Source organism: Tatumella sp. JGM91, assembly GCF_018257575.1.
GTDB lineage: Bacteria > Pseudomonadota > Gammaproteobacteria > Enterobacterales > Enterobacteriaceae > Tatumella > Tatumella punctata.
This window is the reverse complement of the sequence record NZ_JAERJP010000001.1, coordinates 256,041-278,230: the sequence shown is the minus strand read 5'-3', so window position 1 is coordinate 278,230 and position 22,190 is coordinate 256,041. Positions and strand designations below refer to the sequence as shown.

17 protein-coding genes are annotated in these 22,190 nt (G+C 48.1%); 4 read left to right on the top strand and 13 right to left on the bottom strand.

Features of this window, described 5'->3' with window-relative positions; all coding sequences use genetic code 11:
- Positions 1 to 4 precede the first annotated feature (4 nt).
- The 4 genes from rpsA to serC all read right to left on the bottom strand — a co-directional run bounded on the left by rpsA (position 5) and on the right by serC (position 5,151).
- Entirely contained in the window at positions 5 to 1,684 is a 1,680-nt protein-coding gene (rpsA, locus tag JK198_RS01360) for a 30S ribosomal protein S1 (protein WP_212706694.1), read from the bottom strand.
- Positions 1,685 to 1,811: 127 nt separating this feature from the next.
- Positions 1,812 to 2,495, bottom strand: a complete 684-nt coding sequence (gene cmk / locus JK198_RS01355; RefSeq protein ID WP_212706695.1) for a (d)CMP kinase — start codon at positions 2,493 to 2,495, stop codon at positions 1,812 to 1,814.
- Positions 2,496 to 2,705: 210 nt separating this feature from the next.
- Positions 2,706 to 3,986, bottom strand: a complete 1,281-nt coding sequence (aroA, locus tag JK198_RS01350; RefSeq protein WP_212709917.1) for a 3-phosphoshikimate 1-carboxyvinyltransferase — start codon at positions 3,984 to 3,986, stop codon at positions 2,706 to 2,708.
- A 79-nt stretch (positions 3,987 to 4,065) separates the two neighbouring features.
- Entirely contained in the window at positions 4,066 to 5,151 is a 1,086-nt protein-coding gene (gene serC, locus JK198_RS01345; RefSeq protein WP_212709916.1) for a 3-phosphoserine/phosphohydroxythreonine transaminase, read from the bottom strand.
- Positions 5,152 to 5,437: 286 nt separating this feature from the next.
- Between serC and ycaO the strand changes: the two genes are divergently transcribed.
- The 4 genes from ycaO to pflA all read left to right on the top strand — a co-directional run bounded on the left by ycaO (position 5,438) and on the right by pflA (position 11,662).
- The gene (gene ycaO, locus JK198_RS01340) at positions 5,438 to 7,201 is read left to right on the top strand and encodes a 30S ribosomal protein S12 methylthiotransferase accessory factor YcaO (RefSeq protein WP_212709915.1); all 1,764 of its coding nucleotides are present in this window, start codon (positions 5,438 to 5,440) and stop codon (positions 7,199 to 7,201) included.
- A gap of 342 nt (positions 7,202 to 7,543) precedes the next feature.
- Complete coding sequence (gene focA / locus JK198_RS01335) at positions 7,544 to 8,404, top strand: formate transporter FocA (RefSeq protein WP_212706699.1); 861 nt, start codon at positions 7,544 to 7,546, stop codon at positions 8,402 to 8,404.
- A 92-nt stretch (positions 8,405 to 8,496) separates the two neighbouring features.
- Entirely contained in the window at positions 8,497 to 10,779 is a 2,283-nt protein-coding gene (gene pflB, locus JK198_RS01330; RefSeq protein ID WP_212706700.1) for a formate C-acetyltransferase, read from the top strand.
- A gap of 142 nt (positions 10,780 to 10,921) precedes the next feature.
- Positions 10,922 to 11,662 (top strand): pyruvate formate lyase 1-activating protein, encoded by a 741-nt coding sequence (pflA, locus tag JK198_RS01325; RefSeq protein ID WP_212706701.1) that lies wholly within the window; start codon positions 10,922 to 10,924, stop codon positions 11,660 to 11,662.
- 47 nt (positions 11,663 to 11,709) lie between these two features.
- On the opposite strand, the gene JK198_RS01320 is transcribed toward pflA, so the two are convergent.
- The 9 genes from JK198_RS01320 to lolA form a co-directional block, all read right to left on the bottom strand.
- Positions 11,710 to 12,861 (bottom strand): MFS transporter, encoded by a 1,152-nt coding sequence (locus JK198_RS01320; RefSeq protein ID WP_212706702.1) that lies wholly within the window; start codon positions 12,859 to 12,861, stop codon positions 11,710 to 11,712.
- Between the two features lie 247 nt (positions 12,862 to 13,108).
- Positions 13,109 to 13,393, bottom strand: a complete 285-nt coding sequence (locus JK198_RS01315; protein WP_212706703.1) for a hypothetical protein — start codon at positions 13,391 to 13,393, stop codon at positions 13,109 to 13,111.
- Between the two features lie 274 nt (positions 13,394 to 13,667).
- Complete coding sequence (locus JK198_RS01310; protein ID WP_212706704.1) at positions 13,668 to 14,630, bottom strand: spore coat U domain-containing protein; 963 nt, start codon at positions 14,628 to 14,630, stop codon at positions 13,668 to 13,670.
- Complete coding sequence (locus JK198_RS01305; RefSeq protein ID WP_212706705.1) at positions 14,621 to 16,966, bottom strand: fimbria/pilus outer membrane usher protein; 2,346 nt, start codon at positions 16,964 to 16,966, stop codon at positions 14,621 to 14,623. Before JK198_RS01305 ends, JK198_RS01310 begins: the two co-directional genes overlap by 10 nt.
- Entirely contained in the window at positions 16,929 to 17,645 is a 717-nt protein-coding gene (locus tag JK198_RS01300) for a fimbria/pilus periplasmic chaperone (protein ID WP_212706706.1), read from the bottom strand. Before JK198_RS01300 ends, JK198_RS01305 begins: the two co-directional genes overlap by 38 nt.
- A gap of 14 nt (positions 17,646 to 17,659) precedes the next feature.
- Positions 17,660 to 18,136 (bottom strand): spore coat U domain-containing protein, encoded by a 477-nt coding sequence (locus tag JK198_RS01295; protein ID WP_212706707.1) that lies wholly within the window; start codon positions 18,134 to 18,136, stop codon positions 17,660 to 17,662.
- A gap of 660 nt (positions 18,137 to 18,796) precedes the next feature.
- Positions 18,797 to 20,089, bottom strand: coding sequence for a serine--tRNA ligase (gene serS, locus JK198_RS01290; protein ID WP_212706708.1), 1,293 nt, complete (start codon positions 20,087 to 20,089; stop codon positions 18,797 to 18,799).
- Between the two features lie 95 nt (positions 20,090 to 20,184).
- A complete protein-coding gene (locus JK198_RS01285) occupies positions 20,185 to 21,528 on the bottom strand; it encodes a replication-associated recombination protein A (RefSeq protein WP_212709931.1) in 1,344 nt (447 codons plus the stop codon).
- 7 nt (positions 21,529 to 21,535) lie between these two features.
- Positions 21,536 to 22,147, bottom strand: a complete 612-nt coding sequence (lolA, locus tag JK198_RS01280; RefSeq protein WP_212706709.1) for an outer membrane lipoprotein chaperone LolA — start codon at positions 22,145 to 22,147, stop codon at positions 21,536 to 21,538.
- Between the last annotated feature and the right edge of the window lie 43 nt (positions 22,148 to 22,190).

Genomic DNA, 22,190 nt, shown 5'->3' with positions numbered 1-22,190 from the left:
CAGATTACTCGCCTTTAGATGCTGCTTTGAAAGCTTCAGCCATTGCGTTAGAGAAGTTGCTTTCGTCAGACTGTTTGTTGTTAACAGTTGCGATTGCATCTTTCTCGTCAGCTTCGTCTTTTGCACGAACAGACAGGCTTACAACACGGTTTTTACGATCAACACCGGTGAATTTAGCTTCAACTTCGTCGCCGACATTCAGAACCAGAGTTGCATCTTCAACGCGGTCACGTGAAGCTTCAGAAGCGCGCAGGTAACCTTCAACGCCGTCAGCTAACTCAACTGTAGCACCTTTCGCATCAACTGCCGTAACTTTACCAGTCACGATCACGCCTTTCTTGTTCAGGGTGATGTAGTTGTTGAAAGGATCTTCAGCCAGTTGCTTAACGCCTAAAGAGATACGCTCACGTTCTGCATCGACCTGCAGTACAACAGCGGCGATTTCGTCGCCTTTCTTGTACTCACGCACGGCTTCTTCGCCGGTCGCGTTCCAGGAGATGTCTGACAGGTGAACCAGACCGTCGATACCACCGTCCAGGCCGATGAAGATACCAAAGTCAGTGATTGACTTGATTTTACCTTCAACGCGATCGCCTTTGTTGTGAGTTTCTGCGAACTGCTGCCATGGGTTAGATTTACACTGCTTCAGACCCAGGGAGATACGACGACGTTCTTCGTCGATGTCCAGAACCATAACTTCAACAACATCACCCACGTTAACAACTTTAGATGGGTGAATGTTTTTGTTAGTCCAGTCCATTTCAGAAACGTGTACCAGACCTTCAACGCCTTCTTCGATTTCTACGAAGCAGCCGTAATCAGTCAGGTTGGTCACGCGCCCCGTCAGACGGGTACTCTCAGGGTAACGCTTAGCGATAGCAACCCAAGGATCTTCGCCCAGCTGTTTCAGGCCCAGAGATACACGGGTACGCTCGCGGTCGAACTTCAGCACTTTAACAGTGATTTCGTCGCCAACGTTGACAATTTCGCTTGGATGTTTAACACGTTTCCACGCCATATCAGTGATATGCAGCAGGCCGTCAACACCACCCAGATCAACGAATGCACCGTAGTCAGTCAGGTTCTTAACGATACCTTTAACTTCCATGCCTTCCTGCAGGTTTTCCAGCAGTTGATCACGTTCAGCACTGTTCTCAGATTCGATAACCGCACGGCGGGAAACCACCACGTTGTTACGTTTCTGATCAAGCTTGATTACTTTGAATTCAAGCTCTTTGCCTTCCAGGTGCAGAGTATCACGAACCGGACGCACATCTACCAGTGAACCTGGCAGGAACGCACGAATACCGTTCAGCTCAACAGTGAAGCCGCCCTTGACTTTGCCGTTGATAATACCGGTAACAGTTTCAGCTTCTTCATACGCTTTTTCCAGCGTGATCCAAGCTTCGTGACGTTTAGCTTTTTCACGGGACAGCAGCGTTTCACCGAAGCCGTCTTCTACAGCATCCAGGGCTACGTCAACTTCGTCGCCTACCTGGATTTCCAGTTCGCCAGCTGCGTTTTTGAACTGCTCTGCAGGAATTGCAGATTCAGATTTCAGACCCGCATCAACCAGAACGATGTCTTTGTCGATAGCAACAACAACACCACGAACAATGGAACCCGGACGGGTTTCGATTTCTTTCAGGGACTCTTCAAAGAGTTGAGCAAAAGATTCAGTCATATTGATAATCTTCAGGATTCTTCAATTTAACGTCCATCTGACATCATTGTCGGATGGGGTTGTTTCACATACCCCGCACCATCCGTGGTACGGGGGTAAAGCATTCTGTCGGCGCGCTGGCCAGAACTCAAACGAGATCTTTCAACCGTGACCTGGCATATTCAAGTGTTTTTTCAATCACTTGCTCAATAGTCATGCCAGTAGAATCAATAACCAATGCATCCGCCGCAGGCACCAGCGGAGCCACGGCACGGTTACGATCACGGTCGTCCCGTTCTTTTATCTCAGATAAAAGGCGCTCAAAGTTAACACTAAAGCCCTTTTCCTGCAACTGTAGCATACGCCGTTCTGCTCTTTCTTCGGCGCTGGCATCGAGGAAAATCTTCACTGCGGCTTCAGGAAACACGACCGTTCCCATGTCACGGCCATCAGCAATCAGCCCCGGCGCTTCTTTAAAAGCCCGCTGCCGCCGTAAAAGAGCTTCCCGCACCCGCGGGAACGCTGCGACTTTAGACGCCGTATTACTGACATCCTGGGTACGGATTTCGCTGGTCACCTCTTCACCTTCCAGAATAACCTGCAGCTCACCGTCAACGGAGAGAAAACGCACATCAAGATGCGCTGCAATCGGAACCAGCGCTTCTTCCGAGCTGATATCCACGCGATGATGTAACGCCGCCAGGGCCAGCACCCGATAAATCGCGCCGGAGTCCAGTAAATGCCATTGCAGTTTCTCAGCAATCGCTTTACACAGCGTGCCTTTCCCGGCCCCACTCGGGCCATCAATCGTCATCACCGGGACCGTTGTCATTATAATCTCCTTTATCGCTGATCTGGATTTCTCAGCATATAAATACACCGTTTGCCTTAAGTATACCTGTGGCGAACGGAAGTCGCAGTGACTTATTCCGCCACAGGGGCAAAAAAACAGAGTTTTCAGCTAAGACGGCAACCACCGGGTGAGATAAACCCGGCGCAACCGGACTAAATACAGACCAGAACAGAGAAAGTCCACTGATAATTAATGACTGACAGCAGCCAGCTGGTGGAAATAATCAGGGAAAGTTTTTGCTGTACATCCGGGGTCGAGAATAGTGACCGGGGTATCCGACAATGCAACCAGAGAGAAACACATCGCAATACGATGATCATTATAGGTTTCAATGTCTGCATGTTTCAGGGTAGCAGGCGGCGTAATACGAATAAAATCATACCCCTCTTCAACTGTTGCCCCGACCTTACGTAATTCAGCTGCCATGGCCGCAAGCCGGTCGGTTTCTTTTACCCGCCAGTTGTAGATATTCGTCATCAGGGTAGTACCTTCCGCAAACAAGGCAGTGGTGGCAATAGTCATCGCCGCATCAGGGATGTGGTTCATATCCATCTCTATCGCCTTCAGTGCGCCACGGGTACAGGAAATATAATTATCCCCCCATTCAATCACTGCCCCCATTTTTTCCAGCACATCAGCAAAGCGAATATCGCCCTGTATACTGTTGCGGCCAATACCGGTGACACGGACAGTACCGCCTTTAATTGCCGCAGCAGCCAGAAAATAAGAAGCCGATGAGGCATCCCCTTCAACCAGATATTCGCCGGGAGACTGATACTGCTGCCCGCCCTGAATAACAAAACGCTGGTATTGCTGGTTTTCAACCCTGACACCAAAACATTTCATCAGATTCAGCGTGATATCAATATATGGCTTTGAAACCAGTTCACCGGTAATGGTAATGGTTGTCTGTTCACTGGCTAAAGGCGCAGTCATCAGCAACGCAGTCAGAAACTGGCTTGACACACTGCCATCGACACTGATTTCGCCTCCATTGAACCCGCCGTTCAGGCGTAATGGCGGGTAGTTTTCATTTTCCAGATAGCTGATATCAGCCCCCCCCTGACGCAGAGCATCAACCAGGTGACCGATGGGACGTTCTTTCATTCGTGGTTCGCCGGTCAGGATAATATCTTTACCCGCCAGGCTTAAGGCCGCCGCCAGCGGACGCATCGCCGTTCCCGCATTCCCGAGGAATAACTCAACAGGAGCTGCGGCATGTAACGGGCCACCGATCCCGGTGACAACACATTCGGTACGATCTGCAGATAATGTATATTCAATCCCCAGCAAGCTCAGTCCATTAAGCATGTGCTTAATGTCATCACTGTCCAGCAGATTCGTCAGGCGGGTCGTTCCTTTGGAAATTGCAGCTAACAATAGCGCGCGGTTTGACACACTTTTCGAGCCGGGTAAATTTACCGTACCGTCAATACGGGCTACAGGTTGTAAGGTCAGAGAATCCGGCATGTCAAAAGTCACTCTTTATAAAAGATCAAAACCCCGCCACTGGCGGGGTAAACAAAAAGGCCAGTAAATCACCACTGGCTTAGCCATGGCGGCGTTCAAAATCGAGCATAAACTCAGTCAGTGCTTTCACACCCGCCAGCGGCATGGCATTGTAAATAGAAGCCCGCATTCCGCCAACCACCCGGTGCCCTTTGAGAGCATGCAGTCCGTGGCTGACAGACTCGTCCAGAAACAGCTTATCCAGCGCGGAATCTGCCAGCTGGAAAGGGATATTCATCCGCGAGCGGTTGCTGTCTGCAACATTATTACGATAGAAATCACTGTGATCAATGGTGCTGTAAAGAAGATCGCCCTTCGCCTGGTTGACTTTATCCATTGCCGCGACGCCGCCCTGCTCTTTCAGCCACTGGAATACCAGTCCGGACAGATACCAGGCAAAAGTTGGCGGGGTGTTAAACATTGAGTTATTTTCTGCCAGCACCGAGTAATCGAAGACAGAAGGCAGATCCTTACGGGCTTTACCCAGCAGGTCTTCACGGACAATAACCAGTGTCAGCCCGGCAGGACCGATATTTTTCTGGGCGCCGGCATAAATCACCCCGTAGCGGCTGACATCGATCTCACGGGATAAAATGGTGGAGGAGAAATCAGCGACCACTATTTTATCGCCGAAATCCGGCTGCTCATCAATCGCGGTACCATCGATGGTTTCATTCGGGCAGTAATGCACATAAGCAGCGTTATCATTCAGCTGCCATTGGCTCATGGGTAATAACGCAGTTTTACCTTCTTCAGTGACTTTAATATCAATAATATTCGGGGTACAAAATTTAGCGGCTTCTTTAACCGCACTGTGCCCCCAGTAACCACCATCAATATAGTCAGCCTGGCTGGCACCATTCAGTAAATTACCGGGTACTGCCGCAAACTGACCACGGCCACCACCGTGGCAGAACAATACTTTATAATTGGACGGGATTTTTAATAAATCCCGGAAGTCCTGCTCTGCCGTTTCAGCAACGCTGATAAATTCTTTGCTGCGATGGCTGATTTCCATTACTGAAGTGCCCAGACCCTGCCAGTTAACCAGATCCTGCTGTGCACGACGAAGTACTTCTGCTGGCAACATTGCCGGGCCAGAACTAAAATTATACACCTGCGTCATTTATACTCACCATGGTTACATCGAAACGATTATCAGATACCTGTCGGTTGTATCACTGCCTGAAAAACGCTGCAATAATTAATCGGTCTGCAGGACGATTTTTATGACTCTCCGGTTAATCCCCTGACCCTGATGTTTATTTTTTTCCGGACAACGGCTTATTTCGGCTCCGGGTAACGGAGTTATAACGGGGAGATTTTACTGTCGGCTGATAGCGGTCATCGTATAAATTCCGTATCATTACCCCAACACATCTGTTTATCACTCCCCGGGAGAACGCGGCACTATGACGCAAACATTTATACCAGGCAAAGATGCCGCTTTAGAAGACTCTATTTCACGGTTTCAGCATAAGCTACAGTCTTTAGGGTTTACTATTGAAGAAGCTTCATGGCTGAATCCGGTTCCGAATGTCTGGTCAGTCCATATCCGCGATCGTGACTGTCCTCTGTGTTTTACCAATGGCAAAGGTGCCAGCAAAAAAGCCGCCCTGGCTTCTGCGTTAGGTGAATATTTTGAACGGTTATCAACGAACTATTTCTTTGCCGATTTCTGGCTGGGTGAAACGGTCGCTGGCGGTGACTTTGTCCATTATCCGAATGAGAAATGGTTCCCGCTGACTGAAGACGACGATTTACCGGAAGGACTGCTGGACCCTGCACTGCGTAAGTTCTATGACCCGGACAATGTCCTCGGTGCCAGCCTGCTGGTTGATCTGCAGTCAGGTAACGATGACCGGGGAATCTGCGCACTGCCGTTTATCCGTCAGTCAGACAAGCAGACCGTCTATATTCCGATGAATATTATCGGTAATTTATATGTATCCAATGGTATGTCAGCCGGTAATACCGCCAGTGAGGCACGGGTTCAGGGTCTTTCGGAAGTCTTTGAGCGTTACATTAAAAACCGTATTATCGCTGAATCAATCAGCCTGCCGGAAATTCCACAGACAGTCATGGCCCGTTATCCGGCGGTTATCGAAGCTATTGCACAACTGGAAGCCGAAGGTTTCCCGATTTTTGCCTACGACGCCTCGCTGGGCGGCCAGTATCCGGTGATCTGTGTGGTGTTATTTAATCCGGAAAATGGTACCTGTTTTGCTTCTTTCGGCGCCCATCCTGATTTCGGCGTCGCGCTGGAACGCACCGTTACGGAACTATTACAGGGCCGCAGCCTGAAAGATCTGGATGTGTTTACTCCGCCAACCTTTGATGATGAAGAAGTCGCAGAACACACTAACCTGGAAACACATTTTATCGATTCCAGCGGCCTGATCTCCTGGGATATGTTCAAAGATACTCCTGATTATCCGTTCGCTGACTGGTCCTTTTCCGGTACCACCGAACAGGAATTTTCGACACTGATGAATATTTTCCGTGCCGAAAATAAAGAAGTGTATATTGCCGACTATGAACATCTGGGCGTATATGCCTGCCGGATTATTGTTCCCGGCATGTCTGATATTTATCCGGCCGAAGATTTATTGCTGGCTAACAACAATATGGGATCCGGTTTCCGTGAAACTTTCCTTAGTTTACCGGGCAGCGAATGGCAACCTCAGGACTACCTTGAACTGATTACGCAGATGGATGACGAAGGCCTGGACGATTTTACCCGGGTACGCGAACTGCTGGGTCTGGCGACGGGCAAAGATAATGGCTGGTCAACCCTGCGCGTCGGTGAACTTAAAGCTATGCTGGCACTTGCCGGAGGCGATCTCGACCAGGCATTGATCTGGACCGAGTGGACCATTGAATTTAACAATTCAGTCTTCAGTGCCGAACAGGCTAATTACTACCGCTGCCTGCAGACATTACTGTTGCTGTCACTGGAAGATGAGCGGACCCCCGGCGAATATCTGACCGCCTTTAACCGTATGTACGGCAGCGATGCGGTAGAAGCTGCGTCTGCGGCAATCAGTGGCGAAGAACCTTTTTATGGGCTGCAGAAAGTTGACTTGTCTCTGACTGCTTTCCCTGCCCATCAGTCTTTACTGGCGGCTTATGAGAAACTTCAGGCCGCAAAACGTCAGTACTGGTCAGAAAATTAAGTCTCCGCCGATTCTTTGTTAAAAAAATATTTACAGCGCCTTCGACCGGCGCTGTTTTTTTGCCCCGTCTGTTTATATTTAGCTGTAGCTCCCTCTCCCGGCGCATAATCATGCCATTTTTAGTCTTTATTGTTTAATCATCTGGCGACAACACCCGGTTAATCAAAAAATAAAATAGTTATTAAAATAAATTTTAACCTTTATTTTCAATGCATTATGATATATCACTGACCGAAAAAGACAGTTTTAGCAGACCAGCAACGGTTAAAAGTGATCCAGGTCAATTCTCACAAACAGGCCATTTGATACTCTGGGCACAGCGAAAACTCTGAGGGGATTTGTGTGAAAACGGACAATCCTTTTGATCTGTTAATGCCGGCAGCAATGGCAAAAGTTGCCGAAGAAGCAGGTGTCTATAAGGCATCAAAACCACCATTAACCACCTTTTTCCTGGCAATTAATGCAGGTGTTTTTATCTCCATCGCCTTCACTTTTTATATTACCGTCACTACCGGTAGCAGCGAATTACCTTATGGTATTTCGCGACTGATTGGCGGACTCTGTTTCTCTCTCGGGTTGATTCTGGTGGTCGTCTGTGGTGCTGATTTATTCACTTCAACCGTTCTTATTGTGGTTGCCAAAGCCAGTGGGCGTATCAGCTGGGCTCAGCTCACGCGCCACTGGATTATCGTCTATTTCGGAAACCTGTTTGGCGCGTTACTGTTTGTGGCGCTGATTTGGTTATCTGGTGAACATCTGGTGGCTAATGGATTATGGGGCCTCAATGTACTGCAGACAGCCGATCATAAAATGCACCATACATTTGTCGAAGCCGTTGCCCTGGGAATTCTGGCCAACTTACTGGTTTGTCTGGCCGTATGGATGAGCTATTCCGGTCGTTCACTGACAGATAAAACCCTTGCCATGATCCTGCCGGTGACTATGTTTGTTTCCAGCGGGTTTGAACACAGTATTGCCAATATGTTTATGATTCCGATGGCTATTGTCATTAAAGATTTTGCTTCTGCTGATTTCTGGCAACTGACCAGTACCACAGCCGGACAATTTTCCACACTGACTCCCTGGCAATTTATTACCGATAATCTTATTCCCGTTACTCTGGGGAATATTATTGGTGGCGGTTTATTAGTAGGGCTCACGTACTGGATTATTTACTTGCGTAAAGATAATAGTGAAAACTAATTTATCAATACTACACTGAACATAGATTTTGTACCGGCAGGTCACGTACCGCTGCCCGTACGCTGAATTCAACTTAACAAGGCAGGTATCTCATGACTGAACTTAATGAAAAAATGAACCAGGCGTGGCAGGGGTTTGCAGCCGGTGAATGGCAAACCAGCGTTAACGTCCGCGATTTTATTCAGAAAAACTATACACCTTATGAAGGCGATGAAGCCTTCCTCAGCAACGCAACAGATGCCACAACCACATTGTGGGATAAGGTTATGGAAGGTATTAAAATCGAAAACCGGACCCATGCACCGGTCGATTTTGATACGGATCTGGCTTCAACAATTACTTCCCACGACGCAGGCTATATCAACAAGTCACTGGAAAAAATTGTCGGTCTGCAAACGGAAGCGCCCCTGAAACGTGCCATTATTCCCTACGGTGGTATCCGTATGGTTGAAGGCTCCTGTCAGGTATATGGCCGTGAACTCGATCCGACACTGAAAAAAATATTTACTGAATACCGTAAAACACATAACCAGGGTGTGTTCGATGTCTACACACCGGATATTATGCGTTGCCGTAAGTCCGGAATTCTGACCGGCCTGCCGGATGCCTATGGTCGCGGCCGTATTATCGGTGATTATCGCCGTGTTGCACTCTACGGTATTGATGCACTGATGAAAGATAAACTGGCCCAGTTTGGCTCACTGCAAAGTGACCTCGAACAGGGTAATGCTCTCGAAGAAACTATTCGTCTGCGCGAAGAAATTTCAGACCAGTATCAGGCTCTGAAAGATATGAAAGAAATGGCCAGCCGTTATGGTCTGGATATCGCCTCTCCGGCGACGAATGCCCGTGAAGCTGTGCAATGGACTTATTTCGGTTATCTGGCTGCCGTAAAATCACAGAATGGTGCGGCTATGTCATTCGGCCGTGTTTCAACCTTCCTGGATATCTATATTGAACGAGACCTGCAGGCGGGCATTCTGAGCGAAGATGAAGCACAAGAGCTGATTGACCACCTGGTGATGAAACTGCGGATGGTTCGGTTCCTGCGTACCCCGGAATACGATGAACTGTTCTCCGGCGACCCGATCTGGGCAACCGAGTCACTGGCAGGTATGGGACTGGATGGCCGGACGCTGGTCACTAAAAGTACATTCCGCTTCCTCAATACCCTCTATACCATGGGGCCTTCACCTGAACCGAATATGACTATTCTGTGGTCAGAACAATTACCACTGAATTTCAAAAAATATGCGGCTAAAGTGTCCATCGATACGTCATCTATCCAGTATGAAAATGATGACCTGATGCGGCCTGACTTTAACAGTGATGACTATGCCATTGCCTGTTGTGTCAGCCCGATGATCGTCGGCAAACAGATGCAGTTCTTTGGTGCCCGCGCTAACCTGGCGAAAACCATGCTGTACGCGATTAACGGCGGGATGGATGAAAAACTGAAAATTCAGGTCGGCCCCAAAGAGGCCCCGATTACCGATGAGATCCTCGACTTCGATACTGTGATGGCCCGTATGGATCATTTTATGGACTGGCTGGCAACCCAGTACGTCACAGCGCTGAACGTCATTCACTATATGCACGATAAATACAGCTATGAAGCTGCTTTAATGGCTCTGCATGACCGTGATGTTTACCGCACTATGGCATGTGGTATCGCAGGACTGTCAGTCGCGGCTGACTCCCTTTCTGCAATTAAATATGCCAAAGTTAAACCGGTTCGTGACGAAAATGGCCTGGCTATTGATTTCGAAATCGAAGGTGAGTATCCGCAATTCGGGAATAATGATGCACGGGTCGATGAACTGGCCTGCGATTTAGTTGAACGTTTTATGAAAAAAATTCAGAAACTGAAAACTTACCGTAACGCGGTTCCGACCCAGTCAGTACTGACCATCACCTCAAATGTGGTTTACGGTAAAAAAACAGGTAATACTCCTGATGGCCGCCGTGCCGGAGCACCATTCGGTCCCGGCGCGAACCCGATGCATGGACGTGACCAGAAAGGTGCTGTCGCTTCCCTGACATCAGTGGCAAAACTGCCCTTTGCCTACGCTAAAGATGGTATTTCTTATACCTTCTCTATTGTCCCTAACGCGCTGGGTAAAGATGATGATATCCGTAAAGCTAACCTTGCAGGACTGATGGATGGATATTTCCATCATGAAGCCGCTATCGAGGGCGGACAGCACCTGAATGTCAATGTAATGAACCGTGAGATGTTGCTGGAAGCGATGGATAATCCGGAAAAATATCCACAGCTGACCATCAGGGTTTCGGGGTATGCTGTTCGCTTTAATTCACTGACCAAAGAACAACAGCAGGACGTTATTACCCGTACGTTCACTCAATCAATTTAATACTGGTTAACCAGGTTAAAAAGGCTCCCGGCCGGGAGCCTTTTTACTCTTCCTGTTTTATGCTGAATATAACAGCAACTTATAAACACCTGTCAATGCCGGCCTGCGAGATTACCGCAGCTCACCCCGGAGGAACCATCGCATGTCAGTCACTGGTCATATTCACTCTGTCGAATCCTGTGGTACCGTCGACGGACCAGGTATTCGCTTTATCGTTTTTTTTCAGGGTTGCCTGCTACGCTGCCTGTATTGCCATAACCGTGATACCTGGGATACTCATGGCGGCCAGGAAGTTACCGTACAAGAACTTATGGATGACCTGCTTTCCTATAAACACTATATTGCCGCCTCCGGTGGCGGGGTTACCGCGTCAGGCGGTGAGGCTATTTTGCAGGCTGAGTTTGTCCGCGACTGGTTCAGAGCCTGTAAACAGGCGGGTATCGATACCTGTCTGGACACCAATGGGTTTGTCCGCCGCTATGATCATGTAATCACTGAACTGATGGAGGTCACCGATCTTGTCATGCTGGATCTGAAGCAAATGGATGATCAGATACATCAGAAACTGACCGGTGTTTCAAACCACAGGATGCTGGAGTTCGCAGAATATCTGCATAAAACCGGTAAACGCACCTGGATACGTTATGTGGTCGTGCCCGGGTACACAGATGATGATCAGTCTGCGCACCGGCTGGGGCAGTTTACTGCTGCAATGGACAATATCGAAAAAATAGAATTACTGCCCTATCATGAACTGGGTAAACATAAATGGACAGCAATGGGCGAAAAATATCCGCTGGAAGGAGTAAGTCCTCCGCCGAAAGAAACCATGGAACGGGTAAAATCAATTATTGCCAGTTACGGCCATAACGTTATTTACTGAATATGCAGGGGCCGCTGGCCCCTTCTTCAGACACAAGCGTATCCGCCTTACGCATGAGCGACCGGTGTTGTCTGATGATCCGCTTTACGCAGTAACATCAGCAGATAGACAAACGAGACTGCCGCAATCATGGTAAACAACACATTATCCGTGAAATGCTCCATCAGTAATGATGTCATTCCCGGCCCGACCAGACTGCCGACTGTATAGCTGAGTAACAGGGTCTGATTCATTGCAATCAGCTCATGATGCGCAACTTTTTCACATGCCCAGGACATAGCCACCGGATACAACGTAAAACAGGAGCATCCCAGAATAAACAAAGCAGGCACCATTGCCAGCTGAGTTAACATTCCTAATGCACCCAGTATCACCATAAAGACCTGCACACGCAGTACCATCAGACGACCAAAACGGTCGGCCAGTCGGCCTACAGGCCATTGTCCGAGAATAGCCGCACTGACCAGTAATGCCATCCAGTAACCCACGTTCGCATCGCTCATACCTTTGTGAGACAGGTATAATGGTAACAGTCCATACAGCGAGCCCAGTACAACGCCTGAAAGAATACAGCCGTTAATACCCAAACGTGATGAATGGCGGGAAAACATTTCACGGATATTCGGCGAGGCTGAATTTTCTGCGACTTCAGGCGGGTTAATCCGCGCAAAAAATAACGGCAGTACAGCGACCATAATGCACACCACCAGCAGAGGTATCATAAATCCGGCGGCATCAGAAACCAGACTGACCAGTAACTGCCCCAGCACTGTGGCGATATAATAAACAATCATATACGCAGCCAGCAGCCGGCCACGATTGCGTAAGGTCCCTGAACAGAGCAAAGCGCTTTCAACAACCACCCAGATAAGGGCACATCCGGTACCTGCCAGAAAACGCCATACTGTCCAGCCAGTAAAACCACCGGCGATTAATAAAGCGCAGGTCGCCACAGCAAAAATTGCGGTCGCTATATAATAGCTGCGGTTAAAACCGAGGGTTGTGATAACTTTCCCTGCAATCACCGTCCCGAGTAAATTGCCGGTAAAAAAAGCAGAACTCACCACACCCACCTGCCAGGTAGCAAATTGGTCATGGGTCAGCCAGAGAGGCACCAGTGTATTTAACACCGCAATTGCGATGGTCAATAACAGCAGACCGGAGAGCAGAAGCAATACAGGACGGGACCATGCAGACATAGCCATAACCACAAAGAAAGTAATAATTGTGGCGAATAATGGCACTACTATTTTTAAAGTCAATTAGCAAAAAACAGCAGAGCATTTTTTGCTGAAAAAAGAAATTTAAACCGCGGGGAAAGATTATTCAGGAGTTATAAATTTATTGTTTAATCCTTTTTTATATATAGAGCAGCAAACCCTGTATCCCGTATTTTAAAGCCACAGGGAATGATCTTCAGCAGGTCAGGAGAGCACATATCCGTAATCAGTAACTGACCTCCACCCGGCGGTATTGTGGCTGATGATCGTAAGTTTCAGCTTGCTGATGCACCCGCACCAGATAGGTGACGGAACGGGGACATTGCACGTTTACCTGCGGACTATCAGCAGATGAAGCTACAGACATCGCGCAACGGTTAACCACTTGCAAACGAATATTTATACCAGCGTCAGTGAGTGCCGCCGTTACAGGGAAAACGAGACCAGCCAACACCAAGGCTAAAAATAACCGCACGCCTGCCAATAACCGATTACTGCACAGATTTCGCATACCCCTTCTCCTTTGCAATCACTGCGTAAGGCTTATGCTTTCCCGAAATGAAAATAAAACCACAACTGGCAATCTTTTCTATCTGTAACAACAGGTATACAAGGGTTCTGTATCCGTATCAAATGAAAGTAAGAGACTAAATGACCGGAATCATATTAACCGGGGGAGATGATGACTGAGTGACTAAAAATCCATCAGAAAAATAAAGAATGGTGATAAATAATACCGAAGAAGTAAGCGCACAACAGAGAAATGTTGTGCACTCAGAAAACAGTTAATAGCGGAGGGTGACTGTCACTGTATCTGTATAGTTGCCCGCTGTCGGCCAGTTCTGGTCAGGCAGCACCCCGTAAACGATAAGGTTCTGACTGTTCCCGGTCGCGGAACGGACTGTCTGAGTATTAGTATCATTCCAGACCACACTGTGAGCCGCATCCTGGTAAAGCTGATAAGACACACACTGGTTATCTGCGGTATTACATAACTGACGGACCGATTGCTGGCTATGCAGCCCGTTGCCTAATGCTACCGAGAAAGAAGTGTTCACCGGGCAGGTCACTGACAGGGTCGAGATAGCCGTTGCCGATAATTGCGGTGATAACGCCGGGCTATGCTGGCCAAAATCAAGATCGCTGACCTGATCAAGCGTACAGCCTTGTTTTACTGAGGCAGTCGCTGAAACAGAAATTCTGTTCTGAGAGTAGGTATTGGGCATCGCTGCACAGGAAGGCAGCTGATTTCTGCTGCTAGCAAAGGCATATTTGTAATAGGCGAAAAAATTATATTTATAATAATCCATTGCGGTCAGTTTAGTCTGCCCCGCCAGAATACGGCCAGTCAGTATAAAGCTGCCGGATGCACTTTGCCCTGAGGGTACAGCCATATCAAACTGTGCAAATACGGAACTATTAGCACTCAGGGCCGTCTCCGGACTGTCTGACGGATAAACATTAAAATACAAAGGGTAACCACTGATACCATTCGGGTTCATGGCGACCGGTGCATTTTCATCTATAAAATTCAGGCACAGCCGGATGTAATCTGTTGACGGATCATAGCTGTTACAAGTAATACCGATCTGTGCTGTTGATGACACTGCCTGGCCGGGAGTTACGGTGCCAAAGTTGTACCCTGCCCCGTCACCGGTCCAGCAATGGGGATCTGCGGAGGCGCTGGCCGAAAAAAACAATCCGCCAGACAGCACCAGTAAAAAAATGAATATCCTGGTTACTGGCATACTGCCTCCATAGTAGTTATCGCTTTTCCTGCCGGCAGCTGCGCGGGCAACCTGATCCGGCATGTGCTGTCGGGTAAATGAACAATGGCAAAACCTTCCGCCGGCGGATTCTCAAGATAAATATTGCCTTCATAACCCACCACCGTTGTGCGGGTTCCCGTTTCGGGTTGCTGTCCGGCGGCGGTAACCACGCTGACAGGTGCAGCAAACGGCAGTGCTTTACCCTGTGTCTGTTTAACCGTCATCAGTAATGCACGGGCACGATAGATTCGGAAGTGCACCATTGCACCACCACCGCTTTCAGGAATAGCATTATCCTCCGTGTAAAGCGCACGAAAATCATCAGGCAGTGATAATACATCGATACTGATATTGTTACGGTAATAAGGCAGCAGGTTATTAAGAAACAGTTTTCCATCGCGGTCGGTTTTGCCGACTGGCTGATGCTCCAGATAAACCGGGATTCCCGCAATACCGTCGGTATCCACAAGGGCGAAACCATCCCCCAATTGTCGCGTGGCATAAAATGCATTAGCGAACAGACCCGCGGTTCCGGACAGGGAAGCATAATAATTATTCTGCTGACTGTAGCGGTTATAGCCCAATTCCAGGTCACTCCACTCGGTACGCTGGCGATAATCCAGATGCGTTGTGGCATTACTTCCGTTTTGTAGTGATACATCGCCCCCCCAGCCCGGTTTATTCGAAATCACCGATTTCGACCATGTCAGCTGATTGTTTGCAGACTGACTATCCTGCGAATGCTGTACGCTGACATACTGAGTATCTGAAAGGGGAACGCTTACACTGAGATACAGTGTTTTATCATGATCCATTTCCAGCGCCCGGGTGAGGCTGGCGGAAATATTGATATTATGACGGAAGGTTCCTGACCAGGAAAAACCGGCATAACTGCGGGTCTCCCCTGCATATTGACGGTTAATCCAGCTGGCACCTACTGTACCCGCCGCTCCCATGGACCAGCTGATAAAAGCATTGTCTGAACGTGTTGCCAGCTCACCTTCCGTTAATACCGACATGTCACGGTAATGGCTGTCACGGCGGGTATCTGTCAGCGAGAAACTGAGATGGCGGTTGGACCACTGCCAGCCAACTCCCCATTGTTTACCGTTCAGACGGTTATGTCTGCTGGCAGAAATATCTCCGTGGACAATGCCCAGCCACGGGGACAACAGATAATTAGCACCAATACCCCCATTCTGCAACGGTTCACCCTGCTCCGTATGCGCTTCCAGCGTCAGATCATCCCTGAGTCCATAACGTCCGTTACCGGTGACCATTAAGCCCGGGTTATAGCTGAAAGAACGATAACTGTAGTCTTTCCGTAACCAGCCGGCATTAATACTCCAGCTATTCAGCCCGCGAGATAACAGCAAATCGGATCCATAAATATTCAGGTTTACGACACGCTGTTGCCCGTTTATGTCAGTGATAACAACCTGTGCCGAGCTATTACCGGTAAACACCGGAGCCGTATTCAGGGTGAACTGTCCCGGTTCGACATGTTGTGTTGTCTGTCTTATTCCCTGAACATACAAATCGACGGTCGAAGGTAAAGCAACAGTATCGGAAAGAATATCCTGCGTTGAAGTATTAAAGTCCGGTTGCAGTGCGTAATTATGTGCCAGACTGACCCCGGCAAAACGCACACTGTTTGTCCATGACTGGCTGCCCGTATAACTGTCTCCGAGGGTTAAGCTCAGCAGTTTGTCGGTATTATTATAACTCCACGCACTCATCAGCCGCCGGGTTCCGTTATCGGTACCCGTGTCAGAATGATTAAAACGACTGTTAAAGGAAGTACTAAAGTTTCCCGGCCCTATTCCGAAAGAACGCAAGTCTGTATAAGCGCTCAGGCTCTGACTGTAAGGCTGCTCTGCACTATAAAGATTATAATCAAAGGCAATACCTTTGACCCGCGGGGAAAAGTCCTGACGAGTGATCAGTCCGTTAGATTGTGATGTTAACTTCTGATGCCCTGCCAGCCAGTCAACGGTTGCCCGGATATTTAACTGCTGTTGTAAATCATCATAAACCAGAGACAACCCGCCCCCGGAAACCATATCAACGGTATTATCTGCCGTTGCTAATTTATCAGTGCGGATATTCAGCTGCTTAAAATCTTGTGCAGAAATAAAAAAATGATCGCCACTTTTTCGAATCTGAAACAATCCGGGTACCGCAGCATCATTAACACTGACAGTTAAATAAAGAACTTCATCTGATACTGCACAGAAAGACACCGGCAGTAAAAACACTGCACTTAGCAGAGATAATTTACGGGCTGACAACTGGTACGGTCTGAGTCTCTGCATTATCATTTACATTGAAAGTAAGTGTTGAACCGGAATAATGTCCTTTGGGCAATGTCCACGAACGAGTGCTCTTTGCTAACACATACCCCAGCAACCCTTTATTTACAGGATAATGATGACCAGCCGATGATAATACGACATTACTTAATTTCAGGTGCTGTGAACTGTTATTTTCTATCCACAGGCGTTCAGGCACTGCCGATGTATCCAGATGAAATACAACCTGGCTGAGATTTATTACAGATGCGGGCGTATTAATAAACACCGGCAGATCATAACGGAGCAAAAACCTGACGGTCTGATTGCCATTCTGTGACGTTCCCGGCAACTCATCAACAACCAGCCGGTATGCCTGTTCTGCACCGCCAGCCGGAGGCACCGGCAATATCACCCTTAACAACTGCTGTTTTCCCGGCGGAATAGCCGTGATCGGCGGACTCACCAGTAACGAATGAGTCTCGCTCAGGACATCACTGCCGTTTTTCTGAGTCCACTGATAAACCCTGACCTGGGCACTGATAGGATCAACGCCGGTATTATTTACATAAATAGCTTTAACGTTCTCGCCGACAGAGAAATTAATATTTACCGGGTATACCTGTAAACTGGCAGCATAAGTCAGCGGAGAAATTAAAAAATAAATAATCAGTGCGCTATAAAAATATATTTTCCCGGTCATAGGTCCGCCGAGCCTTAGTAATTAACTGTCAGCGTAACTTTATCGGTATAATCACCAACCGGGGCAGTCTGCAATGACGTTCCGTTGATGACACCGTAGATATTAACAGGCTGTGCTATCCCGGTCCCCGTTCCGGAAGTCGATGCCACACTGGCACTCAGATTTGTCTGGTGATTGGCATCTGCATAAATAGCATAAGATACTTTATCGCCTTTAGTATCAGACAAATTATACCCACTATTACTGGCAGCAGTTATATTGTAAGCCGTATCTTTAGTACAGGTCACGCTCCCGGTTGCTGTTCTGGATACATCACCGGCATTACTGTTCTGGGTACCAAAATCAAGATCACCCATACTAATAGTACAGGCCTTCTGCACCGTTAATTTCACATTCATATTTGCTGTAGCCGAACTGGTATCAGCATGAGCCATAACAGAAAAAAGTAATGCTGAACTTAAAGACGAAAGTACTAATGATTTCTTTAACATATCTATCTCTTTTTATTATTGATATTAAAAGCAGAGTTTTTATCCGGCTGATATAAAGCAACGCTATATAAGCGCGGCTGCATTATACGCCGCGCAATTAAAAATCCAATGTTGTAAAAGACAGACATTACACATTAATAGATTAAATACAAACATCTGCAAATAAAACAACTCACAGCATAAAAACCCACAAACGTTAAGATTAAAGGTTTTATGTTTCTATACTTCGGAGAATTCCGATATAAAACACCAAAAATCAGGGAATGGTAATTGATAGGTTAAAACATTCAGATATGGAGGACAGTCTTTTTACCCTCACTTAATATATTATAATTATTAATTATCTCGCTAAGGTATCACGACTATAGGTAACTATAAACCGGTCACTTAATCGCATATCCATATGATAAATAAAAATTAAATATTTCCCACGGCAGGCCGGACACCCTGTCAGGGTCAGGCAGCTAATAATATCACATTGTTATTAGTTCCCGGTGTTTTTATCAACATGAATAAGACAACAGCGCCTGCTAACTAATAATCCGGCCCGACAGGTTGGTCTTCATCAGCCAGGCAGTCTTTGTCCTGTTCAGGCTAAGAGGAGAGATAAAAAAAAACCTGCCACTAAATACCGGCAGGTTTTTTTCAGAGAATACGGCATTAGCCGATAAATTCCAGATTGTTCATATAAGGGCGCAGTACCCCGGGTACCTGAATTCGTCCATCAGCCTGCTGATAATTTTCCAGCACCGCGACCAGAGTACGGCCCACAGCCAGCCCGGACCCATTCAGGGTATGTAATAAACGGGTCTTTTTATCATTTTTGCTCCGGCAGCGTGCCTGCATACGGCGGGCCTGGAAGTCCATCATGTTGGAACAGGAAGAAATTTCACGATAGGTATTCTGTGCCGGTAACCAGACTTCAAGGTCATAAGTTTTGCTGGCCCCGAAGCCCATATCACCGGTACAGAGCAGCATTTTCCGGTAAGGGAGGTTCAGTAATTGCAATACTTTTTCTGCGTGCCCAGTCAGTTCTTCCAGTGCCTGCATTGAATTTTCAGGAGCCACTATCTGCACCATTTCAACTTTATCGAACTGGTGCATACGGATTAACCCACGGGTGTCGCGGCCATAAGATCCGGCTTCAGCACGGAAACACGGAGTATGCGCAGTCATTTTAATCGGCAGCGCATCTTCATCGATGATTTCATTACGCACCAGATTAGTTAACGGAACTTCTGCCGTCGGAATCAATGCATAACTGCTGCTGTCAGCTTCTTCTTCAAGCGGACGGGTATGAAACAAGTCATTACCGAATTTGGGCAACTGACCGGTACCATATAATGAGTCATGGTTAACCAGATAAGGCACATACATTTCTGTATATCCATGCTGGCTGGTATGCAAATCCAGCATAAACTGACTTAATGCGCGGTGCATACGGGCAATCTGCCCTTGCATCACCACAAACCGGGATCCGGTAAGTTTAACTGCAGAGGCGAAATCCATCCCGCCAGCCAGTTCACCCAGGTCTACATGATCCCGGACGGTGAAATCAAAGGTCGCCGGTGTTCCCCAGCGGCTGACTTCCTGGTTATCACTGTCATCTTTCCCCTGAGGTACAGCTTCGGCAGGCAGGTTCGGTAATACCAGACAGAAATCACGAATTTCGGTCTGAAGCGCCTCCAGCTCAGCTTTCGCTGTATCCAGACGCTCACCCAGTTCATTCACTTCCTTACGCAATGGCTCGATATCTTCCCCACGCGCCTTGGCCTGACCGATGGATTTGGATCGTGAATTGCGTTCAGCCTGAAGGTTCTCTGTTTCTACCTGCAGTACTTTACGACGTTCCTCCAGAGAACGTAACATTTCAACATCCAGAGTAAATCCCCGGCGTGCCAGTTTTTCTGCAACTGCGTCTGGCTCATTACGCAGCAGATTGGGATCGAGCATGCTAATCCTGTGTATGAGTTAATGGATTGAATATTCGTTGGATGTTTCCAACAAAACGACATAATGTTGCTACTCACCTTACCGCAATGTTTTTGTCAGCGGTAGCGTTTTGTCGGGCTATTTTGGTCCTGTTCGGCCAGCCATGCCAGCTTTTCTGCGATTTTAGTCTCAAATCCGCGCTCAACTGGTGAATAATAGTGCGAACCTGCCATTTCAGGAGGAAAGTAATTTTCTCCGGCGGCATAGGCATTAGGTTCATTATGTGCGTAGCGATACTCTTTGCCCAGCCCCATCTCTTTCATCAGCCTGGTCGGCGCATTACGTAAATGTTCGGGAACATCATAATCAGGATGTTCTCTGGCAGCACGCATGGCGGCATTAAACGCACTATAGACGGCATTACTTTTCGGAGCACAGGCCAGATAAACAATCGCCTGCGCTATTGCCCGTTCACCTTCTGCCGGCCCTACCCTGGTAAAGCAATCCCATGCCGCTAACGCCACCTGCATCCCTCTGGGATCAGCATTACCGACATCTTCTGACGCTATTGCCAGCAAGCGCCTGGCAACGTAGAGGGGGTCGCCCCCTGCAGTAATAATCCGCGCATACCAGTACAAAGCTGCATCCGGAGCCGAACCCCGTACCGATTTATGCAGAGCAGAAATAAGATCATAAAAACGATCGCCCTTATTATCGAAGCGGGCCGATCGCTCACCGGCAACTTCAGTCAGTAACTCAGCCGTCAGCAGACGTTGCCCCTGTGCATCCGGTTCAGCCATATCAGACATCATTTCTATGGTATTCAGGGCTCTGCGGGCATCCCCGTTAACCAGTTCCGCAATCATCCGTCGAGTTTCCCGCGGCAGTACAATGTTCTGTCCCCCCAGCCCGCGGCGGCTATCTTCCATGGCATGGCTGATAACCTGTTCAATATCTTCTGCGGTCAGAGACTTCAGTAAATATACCCGTGCCCGTGACAACAGTGCTGAATTAAGCTCAAAGGAAGGGTTTTCGGTCGTTGCCCCGATAAAAGTAATGGTGCCGTCTTCAATATGGGGCAGAAAGGCATCCTGCTGACTTTTATTGAAACGGTGAACTTCATCAACAAATAAAATCGTCCTGCGACCTGTTTGCCGGCTCTGTCTGGCCCTTTCAATCGCTTCGCGAATCTCTTTTACCCCGGAGGTTACCGCCGATATCCGTTCCACACTGGCATCCGCGTAACGGGCGATAATTTCGGCCAGGGTCGTCTTGCCGGTCCCTGGTGGCCCCCACAGGATCATCGAATGCAGATGGCCAGCTTCGATGGCGCGGGGTAAAGGCTTCCCCGCCGCCAGCAAATGCTGCTGACCGCTATACTCTGCCAGTGTCTGTGGCCGCATCCGCGCGGCCAGAGGTTGAAATTCACTGGCAGAAAAATCCAGGGAAAGAGTATCCACTGTCACCTCACTGACGCTGGTCATCCAGCGTAACGCCTTTTGGCGGAGTAAATGTAAATTTGTCAGGGCTTATTGCACCATTTTGCTGGTTTTTCAGCTGATAGCTGGTGCGCTGCCCGTCCTGTTCAACGGCGCTGAATTGCCGGATAGTCCCGTCAGGCGCGACATTTATGGTGAACTGCTTCAGATTACTGTTGTTGTTTTTCGGTGTCAGTTCAAAATTATCCCCCTGCTGGCTGACATTGTAATTTTTCCAGTCCGATGACTGATTACGGGCAATCAGCATAAACGGGGTATTACTGGTGGCGTTTTTCAGCCAGCTGGCCGTCACCTGTTCAACAAACGGGTTATAAAACCATAACGTTTTACCGTCGGAGATAATGGTACTTTCATCAGGGGCTGTCATATGCCAGTTAAACAGGCTGGGACGCTTAACCCACAATTCACCGGCACCATCCTGGACATTATTACCGGAACCATCCGTGACCTTCTGGCTAAACGCGGCATGAAAACTGCTGACTTTATTCAGCCGGGCCTGTAATCCGGCAGCATCATCTGCCAGCACACTGGCTGACATCAGCAAGGTTACGGCACCTGTAGCAAGCAGATATTTTATCATTTCATCTTCTTCCTTATTCTGTTATTCCGATCAGGCATTATTA